Annotated in this window: 15 protein-coding genes; 8 read left to right on the top strand and 7 right to left on the bottom strand. The window is 58.4% G+C overall.

Annotation, left to right across the window (positions count from 1 at the left end; translation table 11 throughout):
* Positions 1-56: 56 nt before the first annotated feature.
* The 3 genes from idi (at position 57) to ACLH0J_RS19570 (ending at position 1824) form a co-directional block, all read left to right on the top strand.
* Positions 57-599, top strand: coding sequence for an isopentenyl-diphosphate Delta-isomerase (gene idi / locus ACLH0J_RS19580; RefSeq protein ID WP_411388601.1), 543 nt, complete (start codon positions 57-59; stop codon positions 597-599).
* A 217-nt stretch (positions 600-816) separates the two neighbouring features.
* Complete coding sequence (locus ACLH0J_RS19575; protein ID WP_411388600.1) at positions 817-1158, top strand: hypothetical protein; 342 nt, start codon at positions 817-819, stop codon at positions 1156-1158.
* Between the two features lie 171 nt (positions 1159-1329).
* Positions 1330-1824: a hypothetical protein gene (locus tag ACLH0J_RS19570; RefSeq protein WP_411388599.1), complete on the top strand. Its 495-nt coding sequence runs from the start codon at positions 1330-1332 to the stop codon at positions 1822-1824.
* A gap of 67 nt (positions 1825-1891) precedes the next feature.
* On the opposite strand, the gene ACLH0J_RS19565 is transcribed toward ACLH0J_RS19570, so the two are convergent.
* The 4 genes from ACLH0J_RS19565 to ACLH0J_RS19550 form a co-directional block, all read right to left on the bottom strand.
* The gene (locus ACLH0J_RS19565) at positions 1892-3292 is read right to left on the bottom strand and encodes a DUF1254 domain-containing protein (RefSeq protein WP_411388598.1); all 1401 of its coding nucleotides are present in this window, start codon (positions 3290-3292) and stop codon (positions 1892-1894) included.
* 62 nt (positions 3293-3354) lie between these two features.
* On the bottom strand, positions 3355-3507 hold the full coding sequence (locus ACLH0J_RS19560) for a hypothetical protein (RefSeq protein ID WP_411388597.1): 153 nt from the start codon (positions 3505-3507) through the stop codon (positions 3355-3357).
* Between the two features lie 109 nt (positions 3508-3616).
* Positions 3617-7420 (bottom strand): hypothetical protein, encoded by a 3804-nt coding sequence (locus tag ACLH0J_RS19555; protein WP_411388596.1) that lies wholly within the window; start codon positions 7418-7420, stop codon positions 3617-3619.
* Positions 7421-7641: 221 nt separating this feature from the next.
* Positions 7642-7995: a response regulator gene (locus ACLH0J_RS19550; protein ID WP_411388595.1), complete on the bottom strand. Its 354-nt coding sequence runs from the start codon at positions 7993-7995 to the stop codon at positions 7642-7644.
* Positions 7996-8412: 417 nt separating this feature from the next.
* Here ACLH0J_RS19550 and ACLH0J_RS19545 point away from each other — a divergent pair, with 417 nt between their 5' ends.
* The 5 genes from ACLH0J_RS19545 to ACLH0J_RS19525 all read left to right on the top strand — a co-directional run bounded on the left by ACLH0J_RS19545 (position 8413) and on the right by ACLH0J_RS19525 (position 14986).
* Positions 8413-11910, top strand: a complete 3498-nt coding sequence (locus tag ACLH0J_RS19545; RefSeq protein ID WP_411388594.1) for a response regulator — start codon at positions 8413-8415, stop codon at positions 11908-11910.
* Positions 11911-12741 (top strand): CheR family methyltransferase, encoded by an 831-nt coding sequence (locus ACLH0J_RS19540; protein WP_411388593.1) that lies wholly within the window; start codon positions 11911-11913, stop codon positions 12739-12741. It abuts the gene before it with no gap.
* Positions 12738-13343 carry a chemotaxis protein CheB gene (locus ACLH0J_RS19535; RefSeq protein ID WP_411388592.1) on the top strand — a complete coding sequence of 202 codons (606 nt, stop codon included), beginning with the start codon at positions 12738-12740 and terminating at the stop codon, positions 13341-13343. The genes ACLH0J_RS19540 and ACLH0J_RS19535 overlap by 4 nt, the downstream gene beginning before the upstream one ends.
* Complete coding sequence (locus tag ACLH0J_RS19530; RefSeq protein WP_411388591.1) at positions 13337-14530, top strand: ATP-binding protein; 1194 nt, start codon at positions 13337-13339, stop codon at positions 14528-14530. Before ACLH0J_RS19535 ends, ACLH0J_RS19530 begins: the two co-directional genes overlap by 7 nt.
* A gap of 78 nt (positions 14531-14608) precedes the next feature.
* The gene (locus ACLH0J_RS19525; protein WP_411392861.1) at positions 14609-14986 is read left to right on the top strand and encodes a response regulator; all 378 of its coding nucleotides are present in this window, start codon (positions 14609-14611) and stop codon (positions 14984-14986) included.
* 36 nt (positions 14987-15022) lie between these two features.
* Here ACLH0J_RS19525 and ACLH0J_RS19520 read toward each other — a convergent pair whose 3' ends face one another.
* The 3 genes from ACLH0J_RS19520 to ACLH0J_RS19510 all read right to left on the bottom strand — a co-directional run bounded on the left by ACLH0J_RS19520 (position 15023) and on the right by ACLH0J_RS19510 (position 23046).
* Positions 15023-19735 (bottom strand): hypothetical protein, encoded by a 4713-nt coding sequence (locus ACLH0J_RS19520; protein WP_411388590.1) that lies wholly within the window; start codon positions 19733-19735, stop codon positions 15023-15025.
* A gap of 141 nt (positions 19736-19876) precedes the next feature.
* A complete protein-coding gene (locus ACLH0J_RS19515; protein ID WP_411388589.1) occupies positions 19877-21547 on the bottom strand; it encodes an ATP-binding protein in 1671 nt (556 codons plus the stop codon).
* Positions 21544-23046, bottom strand: a complete 1503-nt coding sequence (locus ACLH0J_RS19510; protein ID WP_411388588.1) for an ATPase domain-containing protein — start codon at positions 23044-23046, stop codon at positions 21544-21546. The genes ACLH0J_RS19515 and ACLH0J_RS19510 overlap by 4 nt, the downstream gene beginning before the upstream one ends.
* Positions 23047-23050 lie beyond the last annotated feature (4 nt).

The raw sequence follows: 23050 nt of genomic DNA, 5'->3' as shown, positions 1-23050 counted from the left end.
ACACTGCAAACAGGGTGTGGGGAGGGCGTGCGTAATTGCACCGAAGGGAATACAGAATGTCCAGTGACGTAGTGTTAGTTGATGCACACGATGTACAGATTGGTGTTTGCGACAAACGCGTCGCACACTTGGGAGCGGGAACGCTTCATCGCGCATTTTCAGTGCATCTGATCGACAGTTGTGGGCGTCATCTACTCCAGCGTCGTGCTGCAGGTAAAATGCTCTGGCCAGGTTTTTGGTCGAATGCATGCTGCAGTCATCCGGCGCCTGGAGAGACTATTCTGGAGGCTGCATCTCGTCGTCTGCGTGAAGAATTAGGCATCTCTGCCTCCTGCCGCTTTTTATATAGTTTTGAGTACCATGCTCACTTTGGTTTGATCGGTGCGGAACACGAGTTATGTCATGTATTGGTTGCGCAATCTGACGCTGCGGTCTTCCCGGTAACTGAAGAAGTCAGCGAGATCAAGTGGTGGAACCGAGACGAAATATCAGCCCGACTTGTAGAACCGCAAGTGCCATTCACGCCCTGGTTTCGAATGGAGTGGCAGCGCCTTCTATCGGAGCACCCTTCCTTCGATACGCCTGCATTGCAGGTCTGATCAAGCTCAAATGGGCGGTATGCGATCACCCAGGATCCCCTGTCTCCGCGGGGGGTAGCGTGCGCGGGCTGCACGTCTGACTGAAACAAAGCGGCACCGTCACAACACGTACATACCTGTTATTTATGACAGTAGACGGTGATCGTTCAGTCCCTGTTAATAGGGAGCAAGCCTATTTCTTCAAGGCTTGGACCATTAACGTGATGAGGATTGCCAGATGCCAAATGTATACGAGTTTATTAGCTTCGATGGCCTGCCTGCCGCGCTGATTACCGAGACCGATAAAGAGCTCACAGTCACCGCACCGGCGATTCACGGGCTTAAAAAGGGACAAGAAGTGGTGTTCTTCTTTCGCACGCCTCTGGGGCATGGCATTGCCGTCTACTTGAGCCTGGAGGAAGACAGCTTGAAACAACCCATGGTGCTCGTGATTGATAAGAGCAAACTTCCCAAGTCGAGGGAGTTGCACATCGACTACGGTGCCTACGTCAGCCAGCGCGCGGTTCATCGTTCAGCCGTGGCGTATTACCCGGCCTCCGAAGCCGCGGCTCGGGGCTAGCAGCCGTTTACCACGTCCTCCACGCATTCTCATTGAGGCCGGGTCGCTTGGGTTGAGCGTTTCCAGCTCTGTACGGCGACCCGTGCCTTGAGCGGGTGTTTAGTCATACGTCGATCGGCCGCATCTGCCATGATCGCGCTTCGTTACCTGGCTCACCCAAGGAAATCCGCAATGGACGATGTACAGCAACTGGGCGAGATGCTTCGTCATTACGCCGACAGCGAAGCGCATAAAAAACAGCAATTCGACCTGCAGTCGGCCCGGTGGGCACAAAAGCTCGGTGAGTTGTTCGGGCAGATCGAACAGTGGTTGGAACCGGTCAAGTGTGCCGGTTTGCTGGAGGTGCACCGTGAAGCCTATGTCGCCAGCGGGCCGAGCCTGCCGGTAGAGACCTCGACCTTCAACACCGAGAAACTCACCGTGCAGATCACCGGCAAGGCCGTGGAGTTTGTACCCGACGTGATGGGCGCGGGCGGCTTGATCTCCGTGGCCGTGATGGGCCTGACCGCCGCGCGCCACGGCAGCGTGTCGCTGGTATTGCCGGCGGAAAAGAACGACTGGCTGTGGAAGAAAACCAACGGCCTGAAAGACCCGGACACCTTTGGCTTCGACGCCAACTTCCTGGCCTCGCAGTTGCAGAGCCTGATTCCGCGCGAGCGTGGCTGAGTTTTCCGGCAGTTAAATTTTCGTGGGTTGGCCGGCCTGTTGCAGGGCAACAGCCGGCCAGGCGGTGTTACTTGAGCGGTGTCAACGCCGGCAGCTTCCACTGACCGTTGCCGACTTGCGGCTGCGGCAGGTAAATGCGCAAGACCGCGTAGAACGGACCCGGCGGTGCCGGTAACCAATTGGGCTGTTCATCCTTCGGCGGTTCGTGGTGCTGCAAGGCCAGCGTCAGGCCGCCATCGGCGTCCAGCTTGAAGTTGGGCAGCATGCGCGAAGTGATCAGGTAGCGTTTCTTGTGATTGGGGACCAACTGCTTGGTCTTGGCGTTGTACATGGTCAGCGACCAGAACGCGTCGGCCGGAGGCAGTTGGTCCTTGGCAAAGTGCACGGTGTAGCTGTGACGTGCGCCGTTGGCCGGTTTGCCTTCGCTGTCGTTGACGTAGGTGAAGACTGCGGCCTCGTTGGCGGAATCGCCGAACATCCCCAGGCTGGCGCCGGCATAGCGATACAGGTAGTTGTTCTTCAGGCGATCGCGGTTGCCGTACAGGTCGCCGGTGGCGACTTGATGGGTGTCGATCTGGTCCTTTTTGAACGCGGCGAATTCAGCCTTGGCGTCGGCGATGCCATCGTCCAGGGCTTTGCGTTGTTCGGCGGTCAGTTGATTGAGCTTGAACGGCGCACCGGGGGCAATGCCGATGGTGGCAAAACGTGCCAGCAGCTCCTTCTCACTGTCCTGGGGCGCCGCGAAGGCCAGCATGAAGTTCAGGTAGCCAAACAGCTGCGGGCTGTCGCCCATGGTCGCGGTCGGCTTGGGCCACTCGATTTTGGGCGCTTTGGCTGGCGCCGCTTGTTTCACGTAGTTGCTCAGCGTCTGCACTTTGTAGCCATTCTGGATCTGCTTGACCTTGTTCAGGTCTTTCTCGTCAAACAGCTGTGTACGGTAGACGGCGTAGGCGATGTTGCTTTCGCTGTAGAGCACACGGTCCACGTCCACGGGTTGCTGCCCCTTCCAGTCAGGGCCGGCGATCATGTAATGGCCGCCGTTGTTGCCGGTGCTGCGCGTGCCCAGGTAGGCGAAGTTCTGCGAATACAGGTCGATCAACTGCACTGAGGCGTAACGGTTGTCGTCGATCTTGGGCAGCGTGAGTACCAGCGGTTCGCTGCGCAGGTCCATCCACAGGAACGAGGACGAGGTGTCAGGGCTCAGTGGCGCGACTGCGGCGTCTTTCGGCGTGAACGTTTGGGCCGAGTGGCCGATATGATTGAGCGCAGCCTTGTAGTTGGCGCCGCCCTTATCGATGGACTGGGTGTAGAGCGTCTTGTACATCTCCACCACCGGATAGCCGTATAGGTAGGCTTCCTTGGCAATGGCCCGTGCTTCGCTCGGCGTTGCCGTGAAATCGGCCCAGGCACCCGTGCTGATGACAATCGAGAGGCTCGCCAACAGCAGGCGCGTCGGTTTTCCAATCATGTTGTTGCGTCCTTCCAAAGTTCGTTTGACTGACGGGGAACAAAGGCGACGAGTTTCCTGTTTTATTTGCCGAACGTCACGTTAATCCCTGCAAAAAAAGTGAGCGACGGCCAGTCATCGCCGTTATGAGGATCGGGGCGGGTGCTGAGGAGCAGGGTGGTGCGCAGCAACAGGTTGTTGGTGTGGACATTGCTGTCGTCCAGGCGTTTGGACATGTCGATTGAAACTAGTCGCTAAATCCAGACGCGCTAGCGAACCCAGGAAAAGTTACCGGATGCGATTGCAAGCACACACGCTTGAACCGCGTCCGCTTGACTGAATGGCTTACGGTAATGGAGGAGGGATGGGAGCAATGACCTGGGAAAAATAGCGTGGAGTGTAGGAAAACCGTATGAACGTCGCCGGGTCCTTGAACGCGTTGATATGTTGCCTGCTTTTGTAGACTTTCATTTGCCGTTGTCGGGCGAATACAGTTTTTAAGTCCTGCTGCCAGGTCGCCGGCAGGGTTTTTTCCGCGTGGGCGAAGAGGTTTGTCATGTCATTGGGTTCAAAGTTCGCGGTGACAGGCCCTTCAAATGCTTTTACCGGCCGCTTGACCAAGCGTTGAAAGTCAGCGGCAAACGAATTGCTTTGCCCATTGGCCGAGTAGCACATGACCAAACGCACATTGTCGTAGAGGCTGGGGTCGATATTTTTGTTTTTTAGAGCGTTCAGAAGTTGTGCCGGGGTGTTTTCGCTGTTGTTGAAGTACATGGTAGTCGGGTTGTTTTTCAGCCTGTCGATCAGGTCCAGGCCGACACCATGGGCGCAGATATTCAGACGATCCACGCCTTTGTAGGTGTCGACAAAGCAGTAGAGGTCACCCTCCAAGCGTGTCAACTCGCGCATCGTGCCCCCCAGTTCCACGACGTTGTCCCGAGCCAGGCTGGCTTCCAAATGATTGGGTTTGAGTGCTGTGCTTCCTGGCGTTGGTGTGTCGATTGCACGAGAGGATTGTGGGGAGAAGTCATGGAGCGGCAGGCCGGACCGCTGCTGGGTATGGATGTCATAGGCAAACCACTTGCGCGTGGCGTCGTCATATAGGGCGGTGGTTTTCAACGGGGTTTCGGAGCCAATGATCTTATAGGTGCCCTGTGCGATATCTGGCCTTCTGCTCATCTTCAGGAGGTCCACCGTGCGCCTGCTGCTGGGACGCAACCCTTCCACAACCCTGGAAATAGGGTGTGATATCCACTGCCCGGCTTCAGCGATGGGCGCCCGGGCTGCACGCGCCAGCGTACTGGTTGGCAGCTTCCCGGCCAGCAATGTCTTCCCAAACAGCCTCTTCGGTTTGGGCAGTCCTTTAACCGCACCGGCACCCTTGCCCAGCCCCAGCGACGTTGCATACATGACCCCGTCAAAGATCAGATCGCCGGCAGCGTCCAGGTAATTGCCATTAATGACGTGCCGCGTAGCCGAGGCGAAAGGGATTACACCCAGCCAGAGTTCCTCGGCCATCTTCTTTCTCGCCTGTTCTTCATCAAACGTCGTGACGGCCTTGGAAGCCTCCAACGCCCGATCGAACTTGAAGGCTTCGCACGTATGCCGGGAGAGCAACTGGCCGATGAGTCGGCTGCGTGGGCTGAAAAAGGAGTCCGGCGTATCATTGGAATGCTCGGTGGCCGCCATTTGGCTGCGCTCTTGCTCGTTGGCAGGCTTTTTTTCTTGAATGGCCGTGGTGGATTGTTTTTCTCCATAGGGTGCCGGTTGCTTGACCCAGGGGGCTTGGACACCCTCCTTGAAGCGGTCCTTCAAGTCGTCTCGTCGCAACAGATAGCCACGTTGCGGGGATATCTCGTAAAACGCCTGCTCGCCGCTGTGTTCGGTCTTGATCAACAACGACCGCTCTCTGAGTGGCTGCTCGGGGAAATTGGATTCATGGTCGACAGTCCCGTTCGGCAACACGTGTCGGCTGCGAGTGACTTCTCCTTCGACATAGACGGTGATTTTCCCATACTCGAGGTTTTTCCGGTCCTGCAGTGGCAGTTTTGAAAGCAGCAACCGCGTCTGGACCGAGTAGGCCTCTTCAATCCCTTTTTGGTAATCGGCAAATGCCTGAGCGTGTTTGGCCTTGGGGTCGGGAAGCCTGGACATCCTGTCCAGCAGCCCTGTCACGGGAACGTCCCGGTCGCTCGACGTCCATCCCACCCGGTCGGCTGCGCGTTGGGACAAGTAAAGGTCTAGGAGTGAGTAAGTGCCGACGGATTCAGTGGTGATGGAGGCCGTCAGTTGGTGAGCGTCGCTGTTGGCGTAAGTGCTGCTGATGCACTTACGTTCAAACGGAATGCCATCACCGAACACCTTTTTCAACTCGTCCAGGGCGACACTGCGCTGCGTCGGCATTTCGGCTTGCAGGCTTTGCGCAGCCTTGTTCAAGGCCTCGCCTTTTTCTCTCAACGTTGTTTGCGTCTGTTCAAGTTGCGCTGCTGAATAAACCCCTGTGGTTGATTGGGGTAATGTCCCGTTGATTTCTCCCCATTCAGCCAAGGCCGGCAACATCGTTTGTTGCTGGATTGTTTCATCGTCTTCCGAGATCGGTTCCTTGGCGTCCTGTGACACGATTTGCGCGAATGACATCAGTGCCGCTGCGCCGGGACTCTGCGCCTCGATACGGGCCACGGCCGCCTTGAGGCTGACCCACGCAATGGAGCCGTAGGTGACGTCCTGCGGAACGTCCTTGACCAACAATTCAGGAGCGCTGCGATTTAACAGCAGGTAGGCCGCAATGGGCGCCATTTGCGGGGTGGCTTTGCCGGTGCTCACCACGTGCGCGGTCAGCTGTTGCCTGATGTGCTCCAGGGGCTTGCCATAGTGCTGGCCGTTGGCAAGGTCGAACCCGGCGACGTGATGTTTACGGGGACGGAACAGGCTTTCGGTATCGAGCGTGTTGGCAATGGCGGCCAACACCCAGTCGGTCTGACTGTCCTTGGTGGGGACGCCGCCCATTTTGGTCTGCAGGGCGGCCCCCAGCTCTTTGGCCTTGGGCGAGTGAATGATTTGCTCGATGACCTTGCGCGGGTCACGCCGTTCTGCGTCTGTCCAGTGGCGGTTTTGACTCAGGTAGCCCAAAGCGCCTTTGGGATCCAGCGCAATGTCTTTCAGGCCGGGAAGGCGGAGGTTGTGGTTGAAATGGCTATAGACAAGCTTCTGCTCGTCCTGAGTCAGTGGTACTGGCCAGGACAGTGCGCCACCAAGGTCACCATGATGGGGGGCTGGCAACGGCGGGGCCTTCAAGACGCGAATCAGGTTGGCCAGTTGTTGGCGATCGGTGGGCAGCCGCCAGTGATTATCGGTGATGAACTGTTCGAGGCTTACCGTATTGCCTTCAGGTAGATTGTGTGTCTGATCGTAAGAGGAGTTTGAGTGAACGCGCAGGGTGTTGTTTTTCAGGTACGCCTGCAGTGGCTGGGAGCCGTTTTCGGGGAACTGTTGAAGTTTGCTTGCCAAGGCCTCGCGGTCATGAATATCACCCACCAGGTTTCTTTGATAAGTGAGCGCCGAATCCTGGCGTACTTCGGCAAATCTGGCTGACGGGGCAGTGAACGCCCTGATGTTCAGCAGTGCCTGGCCCCGTTGCTTGAGGTCGTCCGGAGTGTCTGGAATCGACTCATGATAAAAATCCGCGACATCGGCCACCGATGCGCGGTTGGCCGCCAGCGGCGCGGCGACGATATGGCTGCCTGCACCGACGACTCTGGCCGCGTTGATCAGCGGTGCATACAGACTGGCCAGGGCTGAATCGCGCTCGAGGAAAAGTGTCTTGGTCGTGCCAGCGACGTTGCCACGCAAGGCTCCCAGGGAGGGGATGAGGGAAAAGGGTTTGCTGGTATCGAGGTGATTACGTTCTGCCCACTTCTTGAATATTGGGTTTTGTAGGATGTCGGAGAAGTGAGACCACCATTGTCCGAATGTTGAATCAGCCGGGATCGGTTCAATAATGGCCTGATTGACGTTCATGCGTGTGTTACCGCTCAGGTCGAGCAGCTTTTGACCATAGGCCTGCGCCAGCGTGCTGTCGCCACTGAGGCGCGGGGCGGTGTAGGTGACGGGGCCCTCCATGGTCGCTTGAGGCCCATTGCCTGCGGACACTTGCGGCACATTGGGTAATGGCGTCGGGGAAGGGTGAAGTGTGCTTGCGTAAGGTGTCGATATCGTCATCAATGGTTGGCTCACGACTGAAAAAGAATGGCCGTGAACCGATAAAGCAGGCTCATGGCGGTGTCTATTTCTGTCGTTAGCTGGCCGGTAATGACTCCCCCGGTTGTCCGTGGGATTTTATTACGTGTTATGTAAGTGGGGGGCGGCGCACGTCAGAGCATGCTTTTGACCTTGTCCCGTAATTGGTCGATGGAAAACGGCTTGGCGATCACCTGCATGCCGGCAGGGCAGTCGACGCTTTCGGCATAGCCGCTGGCGAACAGGATGGGTAGGGTGGGGCGCAACTCACGTACTTGGGTTGCCAATTGCTTGCCGTCCATGTCCGGCAGGCCCACGTCGGTCATCATCAAGTCGATGACCTGATCGGTGTTTTTAACTGCCGTGAGCGCCTCTTCGGCGTCAGCCGCTTCAAGCACACTGAACGCCAACTCTTCGAGTACATCGACGATCAGCATGCGCACGATGGCGTCGTCTTCGACTACAAGGATGGTGGACGTGACAGCCATAGTGAGGAATCCTGAAAAATGGAGGTACCGGTCTTGTTCAGTCCAAAGACTATCCTCTAGTGAGTCGTCTCCATCTCGGCAAGTTCCCGATGCAAGTCGGATATTGTGCAGGCAACCGATTGCAATGTCTTGTGACTGCGTGAAATCGCCAGCGCACATGTGCTTGCCCAGGACATTTCATGGACAGACGATGGCCGCGAGGAAAGCCGAGTACGACGTTCGGCTACCGCCAGACGTTTTAAGTCATCAATACTCAACGCACTGGAGTAGCCAATGACAGCATGTAATCGGCTGCCAGCGTGCAGGCTTTTCCCGACCGTACGTAGGCGGTGGTGCGCGCAAGTGGCAGAAAAATAGCGTTCAACGGCAACTATGGGGCAAACTCGCGGTTTTTACACATTTGGCCAAGGCATGCCCATGACTCCCCCGTCGTCCATCGATGAAAAGAGCTTTCGTACACTGCTGAGCCGAAACGTCGCATTGCCCCTCGGTGTGGGCGTAGTCAGTGCGGTGTTTTTCGTGTGTCTGATTAGTTATCTGTTGTCGGTGATCCAATGGGTGGAGCACACCGATCGGGTCATCAATAGCCTCAACGAGACATCCAAACTGACCGTAGACCTGGAAACCGGCATGCGCGGGTTTCTGATCACCGGCGATGAACATTTCCTCGATCCGTACGAAGTGGCCAAACCTCGGATCATTGCTGACTTGCGCAATCTGCAGGCGCTGGTGGCGGATAACCCGGAGCAGGTGGATCGCCTCAAGCGCCTGGAGGCCATGCAGGTCGAGTGGAATAAGTACGCGCAGTCGATGATCGATATGCAGCGCGAAAACGGTGACTACCGCAGTGCGGTCAAAGCCGGGCGAGGCAAGCGCCTGACGGACGAGATTCGCAAGGAATACGACGATGCGGTAACGATGGAGCAGCAGTTCCGGATCGCGCGTAACGAAGACGTGACCCGTACCACCATCATCAGCGTCGCTCTGTACCTGGCGTTCGTACTTGGCCTGAGTGGCTTTCTTGCCTATATCGGCCGTAAAAATTTACTTTCGTTATCAGATAGTTACAGCTCAAGCCTCGCGTCACAAGAGAAGATCGCGCGACGCCTGGAACAGCAAGCCTGGCTGCGCAACGGCCAAACTGAACTGGCTGAACAGGTGCTTGGCCAACTGACCCTGAATATGCTCGGTCGCAATATCCTGCAGTTCTTCGCCCAGTACATGGGCTCGGCGGTTGCCGCATTATATGTGCGCGAAGAGCACGGCGGCCTCAAGCGCGTGGCCACCTACGGATTCTCCCGTGAGCAGGAACAGCGCGAACAGGCGATCTACAGCGACGAGGGCATCGTCGGCCAGGCCGCGCAGATGGATCGTTTGATTCGCCTGGATGACGTACCCGTGGATTACTTCAAGGTCAGCTCCGGCCTGGGTGAAGGTTCGCCCCGTAGCGTGATGGTGATGCCCACCAGCGATGATGACCGGATCAACGGTGTGATCGAGCTGGGCTTTCTGCGCCCGTTGGAAGAACGTGACGTCGAGCTGCTGGAACTGATTGCCGGGAATATCGGCACGTCCATCGAAGCCGCGCGTTATCGCCAGCGTTTGCAGGAAGTGCTCGCCGAAACCCAGCAGCTCAATGAAGAACTGCAAGTGCAACAGGAAGAGCTCAAGACTGCCAACGAGGAACTTGAAGAACAGTCGCGCATTCTCAAGGAGTCCCAGACCCACCTGGAAACCCAGCAAGCCGAGTTGGAACAGACCAACGAGCAACTGGCCGAACAGACCCAGATCCTGGCCGAGCAGCGCGACGCCATGGACCGCAAGAACGGCGAACTCAACCAGGCCCAATTGGAGCTGGAGGAGCGCGCGGAAGAGTTGCAGCGTTCCAGCAAGTACAAATCCGAATTCCTCGCCAACATGTCCCACGAACTGCGCACACCGCTGAACAGCTCGTTGATCCTGGCCAAGCTGCTGGCGGAGAACCCCCAGGAAAACCTCAGCGCCGAACAGGTCAAGTTTGCCGAGTCGATCTATTCGGCGGGCAATGACCTGCTCAACCTGATCAACGACATCCTCGACATTTCCAAGGTCGAAGCCGGCAAGCTGGAGATGCGCCCGGAAAACTCCAGCGTGGCGCGCCTGGTGGATGGTCTGCGCGGGATGTTCGAGCCGTTGGCCGCCGACCGCAAGCTGGGGTTCCAGGTGGAGGTGCAGGGCGGTGCGCCGACCATGCTTTACACCGACCGCCAGCGCTTGGAGCAGATCCTCAAGAACCTGCTGTCCAACGCGATCAAGTTCACCGAGCAGGGCCAGGTGAGCCTATCGGTATCCCGCGCACCGGGAGAGGGGATAGCCTTCACGGTGCGTGATTCCGGGATCGGTATTGCCCCGGAGCAGCAGGAAAGCATCTTCGAAGCCTTCCGTCAGGCCGACGGCACCACCAACCGTCGCTATGGCGGCACTGGCCTGGGCCTGTCGATTTCCCGCGACCTGGCGACCTTGCTCGGCGGCTACATCAGCGTGACCAGCGAACCTGGCCAGGGCAGCATTTTCACCCTGGTGATTCCCGAGCAGTACGTGGAGCGCGAACAAGATGCCGCGCCGATCGAGCAGCCGCGCCAGGCCGTCGTGGCGCCCGCGCCCAAACCCATTGCGATCTCGCCGCTGCCGGTGGCTGACACACAGCAGATCCCACGTTTTGCCGATGATCGCGACAAGACACCCTTCGCCACCCGTTGCATCCTGGTGGTGGAAGACGAGCCGAACTTCGCACGCATCCTGTTCGACCTCGCCCACGAACTGGGCTACCAGTGCCTGGTGGCGCACGGGGCGGACGAAGGCTACAGCCTGGCCGAAGCGTACATCCCCGATGCGATCCTGCTGGACATGCGCCTGCCCGACCATTCCGGGCTCACGGTGCTGCAACGCCTGAAGGAGCACGCCAACACCCGGCACATCCCGGTGCACGTTATTTCCGTGGAAGACCGCGTGGAAGCCGCCATGCACATGGGCGCCATCGGTTATGCGGTCAAACCCACCACCCGCGAAGAGCTCAAGGACGTGTTCGCGCGCCTGGAAGCCAAGCTGACCCAGAAGGTCAAGCGCGTGTTGCTGGTGGAAGACGATGACTTGCAACGCGACAGTATTGCCCGCCTGATCGGCGACGATGACATCGAAATCACCGATGTCGGCTACGCCCAGGCCGCCCTGGAGCTGCTGCGCACCAACGTCTATGACTGCATGATCATCGACCTCAAGTTGCCGGACATGCTCGGCAACGAACTGCTCAAGCGCATGGCCACCGAGGACATCTGCTCGTTCCCGCCGGTAATCGTCTACACCGGGCGCAACCTGACGCGCGATGAAGAAGCCGAACTGCGCAAGTATTCGCGTTCGATCATCATCAAGGGCGCCCGCTCGCCAGAGCGTCTGCTGGATGAAGTCACGCTCTTTTTGCACAAAGTCGAATCCCAGCTGTCCCATGACCGTCAGAAGATGCTCAAGACCGCCCGCAGCCGCGACAAGGTCTTCGAGGGGCGCAAGATCCTGCTGGTGGACGACGATGTACGCAATATCTTCGCCCTGACCAGCGCCCTGGAGCACAAAGGCGCCGTGGTGGTCATTGGCCGTAACGGTTACGAAGCCATCGAGAGACTCAATGAAGTCGAGGATATCGACCTGGTGCTGATGGACGTGATGATGCCGGAGATGGACGGTTACGAGGCCACCGCCTTGATCCGCCAGGATCCACGCTGGAAAAAGCTGCCCATCATCGCCGTCACGGCCAAGGCCATGAAAGACGATCAGGAGCGCTGTCTCGCCGCAGGTTCCAACGACTACCTGGCCAAGCCGATCGACCTGGATCGCCTGTTCTCGCTGATTCGCGTATGGCTACCGAAGATGGAACGCATTTAAGTGGAGCGAAGTTTTTTGGAAAAAAGCAGCGATATTGAGCTGCGCCTGTTGATCGAGGCGATTTACCTCAAGTACAGCTATGACTTTCGCGATTACTCCGGGGCATCGGTCAAGCGGCGCGTGGCCCATGCCCTGCGCCAGTTCGACTGCGCGACGATTTCGGCGCTGCAGGAGCGGGTGCTGCATGATCCGGCGGCGTTCATGCAATTGCTGCAGTTCCTGACGATTCCGGTCAGCGAGATGTTTCGCGACCCGTCGCACTTCCTCGCGATCCGCCAGGAAGTGGTGCCGCTGCTCAGGACCTACCCGTCGATCAAGATCTGGATCGCCGGTTGCAGCACGGGGGAGGAGGTGTACTCCATGGCCATCCTGCTGCGTGAAGAAGGCTTGCTGGAGCGTACGATCATTTACGCCACGGACATTAACCCTGCGTCCCTGGAAAAAGCCAAGCAGGGCATCTTTTCCCTGGAGAACGTGCGGGCCTACACCGCCAATTATCAGCAGGCCGGGGGGCAGGCGTCGTTCGCCGACTACTACACCGCCGCCTACGATTACGCGATCTTCGACAAGACCCTGCGCGAGAATGTCACCTTCGCCGACCACAGCCTGGCGACCGATAGTGTATTTTCAGAAACTCAATTAATTTCATGTCGTAACGTATTGATTTATTTCAATAAAAAGTTGCAAGATCGGGCGTTTGGGTTGTTTCACGAGTCGCTGTGCCACCGTGGTTTTCTGGTGCTGGGCAGCAAGGAAACCCTGGATTTTTCCGGCTACAACAAGCAATTCGAACCCTTGGTCAAACAGGAACGGATCTACCGAAAACTATGAATCAAGTGGCGGGCAACCCGGCATCGATTCCGGGCATTGAGGCGATCGTCATCGGTGCATCCGCCGGCGGCGTGGAGGCGTTGCTGACGATATTCGGCGCGCTGCCTGATGGTTTCGGGTTGCCGATCCTCGCGGTCCTGCACCTGCCGGACGAACGTCGCAGCCAACTGGCGGAGGTGTTTGGCCGACGCCTGGCCATGCCGGTGGTCGAAGCGCGAGACAAGGAAGTGATCATGCCCGGCACCCTGTACTTTGCCGGCCCTCGCTATCACTTGTCGGTGGAGCAGGATCGCAGCCTGTCCCTGAGCCAGGAAGAGCGTGTGCATCACTCGCGGCCCGCTATCGATTACCTGTTCGCCTCCGCCGCCGATGCCTATGGCAAGGGCCTGCTGGCCATCCTGTTGACTGGCGCCAATCAAGACGGCGCCCAAGGCCTGGTCCACGTCAAGGAGCAGGGCGGCACCACCGTGGTGCAAGACCCGACGGAAGCACGCGTCGCCGTCATGCCACGGGCAGCCCTGGCGCTGCATACACCCGACCACATTCTTACGCTGAGCCGCATTGGCTCACTGTTGGCATCCCTGGAATATTCCCCATGTTAAGTACTGTCCAGGCCAAACTGCTGATCGTCGATGATCTGCCGGAAAACCTGCTGGCCCTCGAAGCGCTGATCAAGCGTGAGGACCGCCAGGTCTTCAAGGCATTGAGCGCCGACGAAGCCTTGTCCCTGTTGCTGGAACACGAGTTCGCCCTGGCGATCCTCGACGTGCAGATGCCCGGCATGAACGGCTTCGAGCTGGCCGAGCTGATGCGCGGCACCGAGAAGACGAAGAACATCCCGATCGTGTTTGTCAGTGCCGCTGGCCGCGAGCTCAACTATGCGTTCAAGGGCTATGAAAGCGGCGCCGTGGACTTTCTGCACAAACCGCTGGATATCCACGCGGTGAAGAGCAAAGTCAATGTGTTCGTCGACCTGTACCGCCAGAGCAAGGCGATGAAGCAGCAGGTCGAAGCCCTTGAGCGCAGCCGTCGCGAGCAGGAGCTGTTGCTGACGCGCCTGCAGGCCACGCAGGCCGAGCTGGAGCAGGCCGTGCGCATGCGTGACGACTTTATGTCGATCGTCGCCCACGAAGTACGCACGCCCCTCAACGGGCTGATCCTCGAAACCCAGCTACGCAAGATGCACTTGGCTCGGGACAACGCCGCGGCCTTTACCCTGGACAAGATGCACGCCATGGTCGACCGCGATGAGCGCCAGATCCAGAGCCTGATCCGGCTGATCGAAGACATGCTCGACGTGTCGCGTATCCGCACCGGCAAACTGTCGATTCGTCCCGGACGTTTCGATCTGGCACAACTGGTGCATAACTTGGTGGAGAACTTCGCCCCGCAAGTGGCGGCGGCACAGTCATCCATGCAACTGGTCGCCGAAGGTCCGGTGGAAGGCAATTGGGATGAGTTCCGCATCGAACAGGTGGTGACCAACCTCCTGACCAACGCCTTGCGCTACGGGGCCAAGAGCCCGGTGCATGTGCGCGTGTACCGCGAGCAGGATGAAGCGCGAGTGGAAGTGCGCGACCGCGGCATCGGCATCAGCGAAGAAAACCAGAAGCGTATTTTCCAGCAGTTCGAGCGCGTATCCGCCAGCCAGGTCGCGGCGGGACTGGGCCTTGGCCTGTTTATTTCAGAGCAGATCGTTGCGGCCCATGGGGGCACTATCGAAGTCGAGAGCCGGATAGGCGAGGGCGCTTTGTTTCGGGTGTGCCTGCCCCTTGAGCCGTCGGCATGAAATCAATCGTCAGCCCGACGCAACCTCTGCGTGACCCTATGGTCGTACTTGCAGCAACTGACCGGACAAAGGCTTCCCATGAGTGAAGATGCACAAGATGTCGTACTGATCGTCGAGGACGACGAATCCATTATGTTTGTGTTGGGTGAGTACCTTTCAGGCCTGGGTTACCGGGTGTTGAAGGCCGTCAACGGCGAGGAGGCTTTTGAAATCCTGGCCTCCAAGCCGCATCTGGACCTGATGGTCACCGATTACCGCCTGCCGGGCGGGGTTTCAGGAGTACAGATCGCCGAACCCGCGATCAAGTTGCGGCCGGAACTTAAAGTCATTTTTATCAGTGGCTATCCGCAGGAAATCCTCGACTGCAATAGCCCAATCACGCGCAACGCGCCGATCCTGGCCAAACCGTTTGATCTGGATACGCTGCAAGAGCATATCCAGCGCTTGCTGGCCTGAGGGCCGCGGCGCCGAAGGTACACGGCGCCAGCGGCCTCAAGGGGTCAGCTTCTGCACATTGGCCTTGAGTGTGCTGGCGGGTGTGTAGGCGAACTGCCAACCGGTTTTGCCGTCGATGCCATCAAGAAAACGCTGGAGGCCTTTTTGTCCGTTGCCGTCAAGGTGGTAGACGGTCATCCCACCGCTGATCGTTGGCTTATTTCCCTCCCGTGCCATTGCAATGTCCAAGTCAGGGCTATTGGTGTTGAACAGGTACAACTCGTTGTGTTTGGTTTTTTGTATGTAGACGGTGTGGCCAAATAATCCACCCTCATTGGCATGTTTGAAGTTGATCAGGCCAGACTCCGTAATGTCCGCAGTATTGAACGTGGCGTTGAGACTGTCCGGTTTGATTCCCATGATCTCCAGATAGCGTTGTGAATAATTTGTGCCGCCCCTACGGTTGGTGGTGGCTTGCACAGCGTCGAATACTGCAGGCGTAAAGGTTTTTTCCGCCTGGCCCACACGCAGCGAGGCCTCGTAACAGATCAGGCCTTGATTCTCAGGAACATTCCCCAAAGTGTCCCAATTCTTTATCAACTCAGCGTTAGACATCGGCGCTGCGCCGGATGGGGTAATGGGGGCGTCATACAGTGCGTTGACGTCGGTGCTGAACACGCTGTTTTTTTGTTGCCAGGCGTCGTCATGGTCAAAAACCTTAAACTCCAGTTTGTTGGGGTCGGTGCTGTGGGTTCTATATTGCGGCGTCAATTTTTTATCGCGGGTCAGTTTTTCCAGGCCTTTTTCCATGGCTTCGGCGCTTGGGAACTGGGCGAGGCCATGATTGGGGTCATAAAAGTAAAAGGTCTTGCGAGTGCCATCGACTCGTACGCCGGCCGCCATGGCGTGGGCGGGAGAGTCGATCATGACTGACTTGGAAACATCCGAATCGGCCAGTTCCTTGACCATCCCCTTCAACGACACCTGGCGTGTGGGTTGCCCGGCATGGAAGGCGGCCTGACTGCCAACTTGCGTCTGGATTTTGCTCAACCGGGCAATGAACGCTCTGGAGGCCGGGTCCGCTGGAAAGGCCGCCGCGGTGAACATGTTTTTGATCAGTACCTGCTCTTTCCCGTGTGCCATTGCGGTAGCCATGGCCCGTGAAAGCGCGGCGCACTGGCCGTCCGACAATTGCGCTGTCTGAGAAAGATAGATGACCTGTGGCATGGGGATGACCTCGCCGAAGCGCGGTTCGATCGCGTCGATAAACCTGGCGCTGCCACTGCGGCCGAATTCGTAGGCAATGTCATCGTATTTCTTGACCAGCATCCCGATCTGCTCGGCGGTGAGGTCTTGGTTGTTGGCCAGCTTCATGACGTCTTCGGCTTTCATATGCTTGGAAACCCCCTTGATCGTCTGAGGGTTTCCAGAGAGGTAGCCGCGTTCGAAGGCTTCCTTCTCAGGCCCGTTTCGATGGGCGTTCACGGTTTTTTTCCAGTGAGTGACAACGTCTCCAGACACTGTCGAAGCGGTGCCGTTCGCGGTGACCCACTTGCCCAACTCCTGCGAGTTGAGCTGCGCTGACGGCACAAAGTCCTTCAGCGCCGGGCCGTACGCTTGTCCTGTGATGGGGCTGTAGTGATGCCATTTCCCGTTTTGCAGCACCACAGGTCCCTCCAGAATCTCGTTGTTAACCTTGAAGGTTCCCATCGAGGAAGCATCGAAGCGTTTGCTGGCGTGCAACAGATCATAGCTGCCGGCCGAATGGGTCAGCTTCTTGAAGCCCTGGGAGGCTGCCTTGAAGCCGCTTCTCCCGACTTTCACAGCCCCTTTGACCAGGTCGGGGATGCCATCCACGGGGTTGAGGGCGCCGATTGCCGCACGTCCGAGAATCTTGGCGCCATGCACGACTTTGCTGAACGCCGAAGCCCCGACCGACAGCACCTTGGCACTCTTCGCGGCGGCGCCGGCCCCGATGACAAAGCCGAACACATCCAACGACAGATCCAGAATGCCCTCGCCGATATTGCCATTGCTGAAGTTGACGATCGCTGATCGGAGCGGAATCAGGTTAAGCATGAATTCGTATGCTTTTTTGTAAAACGGCGTTTCGGTATTGAAGGTGGTCTGCCCCATGGCCTCCTTTCGAAGTTCACTAATGTTCATATTTTTGACGTACGCATCCGCGAGGTATGAAGTCCTCTCGCTATTGAAGCTATCGGGTGTGGCGCTGCTTCCATTTCTCGCGTCGGTCACGCCGGATGAGTACTCGCCTGCCCCCCTGACTTCCACAAGCTTTCTGCCGGGATGGGTGTGATTGAGCGGGAATTTCCCAGGCCGAAAATCCCCCAGGTCAGTCCGCTCGACGATTCGATCCTGTTTAAGATCGACTTCGTACGTGTGAATCTGTCCGTCGTGCTCGGTCTTGATCAGCAGGTTGTTGTTTTCACGAGGCAGGGTACTGACCCTCAAGCTATAGGGGGTGTAAGTGAGCTGATCTTCACGAACGATCGTGACTTTGCCATATTCGAGGTTCCTGCGAATCTCGATCGGTTGTCGCGCGATCAAGTTTCTGAGTTGAACTGAAATACCGGTTTCAACGGAATCAACGTACTCGCGGAAGCTCTTTTTGAATTCGTCGGATATGTTTGGAAGGTGCTTTATCTTCGCGAGGACTGCGTCGATATCGACATCGGGGGACTCGGAGATAAAGCGACTGGCAGAAGGCCGGTCCGATGTTGTGCGAAAAAGCGCCGTATAGAAGGCGTCGTAATGCGGGGTGGGTGCGCCACTGGCGCTTCTGCCGTCCATATACAGGTCCAGCACCGAGTAAGGCCCGGGAAAATCCGCTACGGAGGGTTCCAGGGTGATGCAATGCTTCTCGAACAGTGCCGGGTCCATGTCCGGGAAGGCTTTTCTCAAATGTGCCAATGCCATCTCTTTGGCCACCGGCATCGGTGTTCTAAGCGCTTCGGATGCAGTTTTCAGCTTGGCGATACGCGCGTCGTACGCCTTGCTCACCTCAGCCATCTGTGCCTCGGTATGAGAAGGCATACCGTTCACGGCACCCCAATCCTTGAGTGCTTCCTGTTGTGCAGTGTATTCGATGGCGCGTTCACGGGCTGAGATCGGCGCAATAGAGGCTTGCAGCATCACTTGACTGTAACTCATCGTGGCGGTCGAGCCCGGCGCTTGTGCTTCCAGGCGCCTAACGGCGGTGGCAAGCGCCACCCAGCTGTGGGAGCCGAAGGTCACCTTGTTGGGGATATCCTTGACCAACAGTTCCGGCGCGCGGCTGGCCAGGAGTAGGTGGGTCAGAAGCCTGGCGGTTTCCGGCGAGGATGCTCTACCAGTCTCGTCCATATCACGGACGACTGCTTCAACGATGGCTGATGCGCTCTTGCCGTAGCTATAGGGTGTGCGCCACCACGGATACGACTCGATGTGGCTTTTTGAATCTCGTAGCGGCGATTTCATATCAACGTTCAATGCGGCCAGTAGCCAATCGTTGACGCTCCCTTTGACAGACTTTGCGTCGAAGCTGGCCTTGATCGCTTCGCCCAGCGCCTGGCCCCGTTGCGACTTGATCAACTGGTCGAGGGTCTGTCGTGGGTTTTGCACATCGGAAGGCTCCAGCTTCTCCCCTCCTATCAGGTAATCCAGCACGTTTTTGTAGGGGGCCAATTCAATGTCGCCAAACTTACCGAAACGAATATTGGCCTGCAGTTGCCGCTGGCTGGTGATGTCCAGCGGCACCGGCCATTTGAATGCACCGCCGTAGTTGCCAAACGTCGCGCTTTTCGGCGGTGGGGTGAACAGGGCGGCGGCGAGGTTATCCACCTCTGCACGCGTCTTGGGGATATCCAGGTCGTTTTCCTGCAGATACTGCATGAGGCTGGCCTCGCCCCAGTGGCTGAGGTGCTCGGTTGGAAAGGAGCTGTGGGGATCGACCTGCAGGGTGGGCTTTTGCAAATAGGAGTGAATCTCCTGTTCGTACAGGCTGCCGGTCTCCAGCCGGGTCGCCATTTGCTTGAACTCCCGCGCAGCAGTGAGCCGGGTATTTTTATCGCCGACGCTGTTCTTTTGCCTGAGGAGTTCCTCTTCGTTGCGCAGCGCCTTTTGCGCCGTTGGGATCGGCCAGAATGTGTTATGGCGCTCCAGTTCATCCGCATGGTCGCGGCTCTGTTGCGGGTTTTTGTATTCGGGCTGGTAGTAGAAATTCGTGATCACGTCCAGTGGCGCACTGGTGCTGTCTCCAGAAAGCGGTGGCTTGAAGAATGATGGGCCGCCACGTCCGTTGACGACTTTTCCTGCTTCGATGATCGGTCCACTCAATTGCGACCAGGCTTGGTCATTGGCGCGCAAGAGCGGGCCTGACGCCCGGAAGCGTTGGATGCCATCGGTGATTTCGCCACGCTCGGGAGAGATGAGCAGCGAGCTTTTATTCATGCTAGCGGACGTCAGCCACTCATTTACATCCTGGGATCGTATGGCACGCCCCAACTGAGCCCACCACTGGCCGAACGTTGAGTGTGGGGGGATGTTGTCGACCATGATCTCGCGGTCATGCTGGGGGTCGCCCGTCTTGCGCCGCAGGGCCTTGGTGTACAGCGATAGCAGTTCGCGGTCGCCGGCAGCACGGCTGGTGTCAGCCGGTGCGGTGGGGACGTCGGCGCTTTGCGCGTGGCGTGTTTCAGAGGGTCGCTGATCGACAGTTGAAGTCAGAGACGCAGGGCGTGGAGTATTTAAAACAGTGGCAGAATTAATCATCCTACAGCTCTTCAGGTCATTTTGAGGGGCGCCCGGGATAAACTTCGTCTCCCGATACATAGCCTTAATGTCTGAAAAGCGTTTAGCGATTCCAATTCGCCCCGTGTCCAATCGTGTCTGGATCAACCGCGCCGGATCAGTTCACGCCTGAATCATCTCCCTGACCTTCGCCGTCAACAAATCAAAGGTGAACGGCTTGGTGATCAACTGCATGCCAGGGTCGAGAAAACCACCCCGCACGGCGGCATGCTCGGCATATCCGGTGATGAACAACACCTTCAGGTCCGGCCGAAGCTGCCGGCCGATTTCCGCCAGTTGCCGACCGTTCATACCCGGCAGGCCGACGTCGCTGATCATCAGGTCGATACGCTGGTCGGACTCGATGATCGGCACGGCCGCATCGGCGTCGCCGGCCTCGACAAAGGCGTAGCCCAGTTCCTTGAGTACCGCACTGACCAGCACGCGCACAGCCGGGTCGTCCTCGACGATCAGCACGGTTTCGCCCGCATTGGCGAACGGCAGCAGCGCGGGGTTTACCGCCGCACCGGTGACGACTTCGCCGATGAAACGCGGGAGGAACAGGCTCACGGTGGTGCCTTTGCCCACTTCGCTGTGAATCGTGACATGACCACGGGACTGACGGGTGAAGCCGTAGATCATCGACAGCCCCAAACCGGTGCCCTGGCCGATGGGTTTGGTGGTGAAGAACGGGTCGAAGACACGGCCCATCACACTTTCCGGAATGCCGCAGCCAGTGTCGCTGACACTCAGTTCCACGTAATCGCCGGGGCTGAGGGTGCCGTAGGCAGCGGTGAAGACGCTGTCCAGATGGCGGTTGGTGGTCCCGACGGTGAGCTTGCCGCCACTGGGCATGGCGTCCCGTGCGTTGATCACCAGGTTGAGCAGGGCACTTTCCAGTTGGTTGGGGTCGGCCTCGGCGGTCCACAGTTGATCGGTGAGGCGCATCTCCAGGGTGATGCTTTCGTTGATGCTGCGTTGCAGCAGTTCGCCCATGGAGGTCACCAGTTGGTTGATCTCCACGGGTTTTGAATCCAGCGACTGGCGCCGGGAAAACGCCAGCAGGCGGTGGGTGAGGCCGGCGGCCCGGTTGGCCGAGGTCACGCCCAGGTCGATCAAACCGTCGAGGTCGTCGAGTTTGCCGCGAGCGATGCGCCTGCGCAGCAGCTCCAGGCTGCCGATAATCCCGGTGAGCATGTTGTTGAAGTCATGGGCGATGCCCCCCGTCAACTGGCCGACGGCTTCCATCTTCTGGGATTGGCGCAAGGCCTCTTCGTTACTGCGCAACTGGGCGGTGCGCTCTTCGACTTGCTGTTCAAGGGTTTCGAGGGTGCGCTGCAACCGTGCCTCGCTCTCGCTCAAGTCGACCAGCCGATCCCGCGCTTCATATTGCCGACGCCGACCGCGCAGGGCGGCGCTGATCAAGCTGATCAGGGTCACGGGATGGAAAGGCCGCTCCAGGAAGGTCACGTTGCCCAGCAAACCACTGAGGTGCGATGAGCCGTTCTGTTCGCTGCCGCCGTGATGGGTCATCAACACGATGGGCAGGTCGGACCAGGCGGGCTGTTGATGCAAATACTCGAGCAGCGGCTGAAGATCCTCGCCGCGCAAGGCTTCGGCGGCGATCAGGAGTAAGCCTGCACCGTTGCTCAACTCGTTACACAAGACCGCAAGGCTGCTGGCAACGACGCCGCTGTAGCCGGCTTCGTTGAGCATCATCAAGGCCAGCGCGCCGTCGCGGCCCATCGGCGCAAGGACAATGGCGCGCTCGGAGACCGGTGCCAGGGCCGTCACACGCCCTCATCCTTGAGCAAGGGCGAACCGGCGCCCATGTAGGTGGGAATGCCGCGCAGTACGCCCTGGAAGTTGTCGAGCGGCTCGCCGACCGTCATGCCGTTGCTGCCGATGCGGTATTCGCGAATGGTGGCTTCGTGGGCGCCTGTGCGTTTCTTGATGATCGAGATGGCGCGGCGCACCTTGCCCAAGGCCTCGAAGTAGCGCAGCAGGATCACGGTGTCCGCCAGGTAGGTGATGTCGACAGGCGCCTGCATATCGCCGACCAGCCCGTGCTGCGCGACCGTCATGAACGTCGCCGCGCCTCGTCGGTTGAGGTACAGCAGCAACTCGTGCATGTGCAGGATGAGCGCGTTTTCTTCCGGCATGGCGGCCTGGTAGCCGTTGATGCTGTCGATGACCACGGTCTTGATCCCGCGTTCGTCCACGCAGCGGCGTACACGGTGGGAGAATTCGCCGGGCGACAACTCGGCCGCGTCCACCTGTTCGATCAGCAGGTTGCCGGTGGCCTGCAGGGCGTCGAGGTCGATGCCCATGTTTTTCATGCGTTCGAATAGCAGGCCCAATTCTTCATCGAAGATAAACAGCGCGGCCTTTTCACCCCGCGCCACGGCGGCGGCGGCAAAAATCATCGAGATCAGCGATTTGCCGGTACCGGCCGGGCCGAGGATCAGGCTGCTGGAGCCGGTCTCGACACCGCCGCCCATCAAGGCGTCCAGTTCGCGAATGCCGCTGCTGAGGGTGTCGCGCACGTAGCCACCGCGATGCTCGGCCGCCACCAGGCGTGGGAACACGTGAATACCGTCCTGCATGATGCTGAAGTCGTGGAAACCGCCGCGGTACTTCTGGCCCCGGTACTTCACCACGCGCACCCGGCGACGTTCGGCGCCGTAGTTGGGGGTCAGTTCTTCCAGGCGAATCACCCCGTGGGCCACGCTGTGCACGGTTTTGTCGAGGGATTCGGTGGTCAGGTCATCCAGCAGCAACACGGTGGCGTCGTAGCGCACAAAGTAATGCTTGATCGCCAGGATCTGCCGGCGATAGCGCAGCGAGCTTTGCGCCAGCAGGCGGATTTCCGAGAGGCTGTCGATTACCACGCGTGTCGGCTTGACCCGCTCGACCACTTCGAAAATTTGCCGGGTGGCCTCGCCCAGCTCCAGGTCGGAGGAGTACAGCAGGCTTTGTTGGTGCTCGGCGTTGAGCAGGCTCTCCGGCGGCGTCAGTTCGAAAATATGGATATTGCCATCCAGATGCCAACCGTGGGACTCGGCGCCCTGACGCAATTCACGCTCGGTTTCGGACAGTGTGATGTACAGCGAGCGTTCACCGCTTTTCGCCCCGGCCTGCAGGAAATGCAAGGCTACGGTGGTTTTCCCGGTGCCGGGTTCGCCTTCCAGCAGGAACAGGTGGCTGCGCGATAGCCCCCCGGCAAGAATGTCGTCAAGGCCTTCAATGCCGGTGGCCGCTTTTTCGGTTAACTGCGCGTTGGATGTAGACAAGAAG

It is taken from the genome of Pseudomonas sp. MPB23 (assembly GCF_046605395.1).
In the GTDB taxonomy this organism is placed as follows: domain Bacteria; phylum Pseudomonadota; class Gammaproteobacteria; order Pseudomonadales; family Pseudomonadaceae; genus Aquipseudomonas.
Note: the sequence above shows the minus strand (reverse complement) of the source record. Positions and strands in the feature narration are given on the sequence as shown.

Excerpts from the sequence above, each read along its gene's own strand:
- idi (WP_411388601.1), top strand. The coding sequence starts at position 57 with ATGTCCAGTGACGTAGTGTTAGTTGATGCACACGATGTACAGATTGGT.
- ACLH0J_RS19575 (WP_411388600.1), top strand. The coding sequence starts at position 817 with ATGCCAAATGTATACGAGTTTATTAGCTTCGATGGCCTGCCTGCCGCG.
- ACLH0J_RS19570 (WP_411388599.1), top strand. The coding sequence starts at position 1,330 with ATGGACGATGTACAGCAACTGGGCGAGATGCTTCGTCATTACGCCGAC.
- ACLH0J_RS19565 (WP_411388598.1), bottom strand. The coding sequence starts at position 3,292 with ATGATTGGAAAACCGACGCGCCTGCTGTTGGCGAGCCTCTCGATTGTC.
- ACLH0J_RS19560 (WP_411388597.1), bottom strand. The coding sequence starts at position 3,507 with ATGTCCAAACGCCTGGACGACAGCAATGTCCACACCAACAACCTGTTG.
- ACLH0J_RS19550 (WP_411388595.1), bottom strand. The coding sequence starts at position 7,995 with ATGGCTGTCACGTCCACCATCCTTGTAGTCGAAGACGACGCCATCGTG.
- ACLH0J_RS19545 (WP_411388594.1), top strand. The coding sequence starts at position 8,413 with ATGACTCCCCCGTCGTCCATCGATGAAAAGAGCTTTCGTACACTGCTG.
- ACLH0J_RS19535 (WP_411388592.1), top strand. The coding sequence starts at position 12,738 with ATGAATCAAGTGGCGGGCAACCCGGCATCGATTCCGGGCATTGAGGCG.
- ACLH0J_RS19530 (WP_411388591.1), top strand. The coding sequence starts at position 13,337 with ATGTTAAGTACTGTCCAGGCCAAACTGCTGATCGTCGATGATCTGCCG.
- ACLH0J_RS19525 (WP_411392861.1), top strand. The coding sequence starts at position 14,609 with ATGAGTGAAGATGCACAAGATGTCGTACTGATCGTCGAGGACGACGAA.
- ACLH0J_RS19520 (WP_411388590.1), bottom strand. The coding sequence starts at position 19,735 with ATGATTAATTCTGCCACTGTTTTAAATACTCCACGCCCTGCGTCTCTG.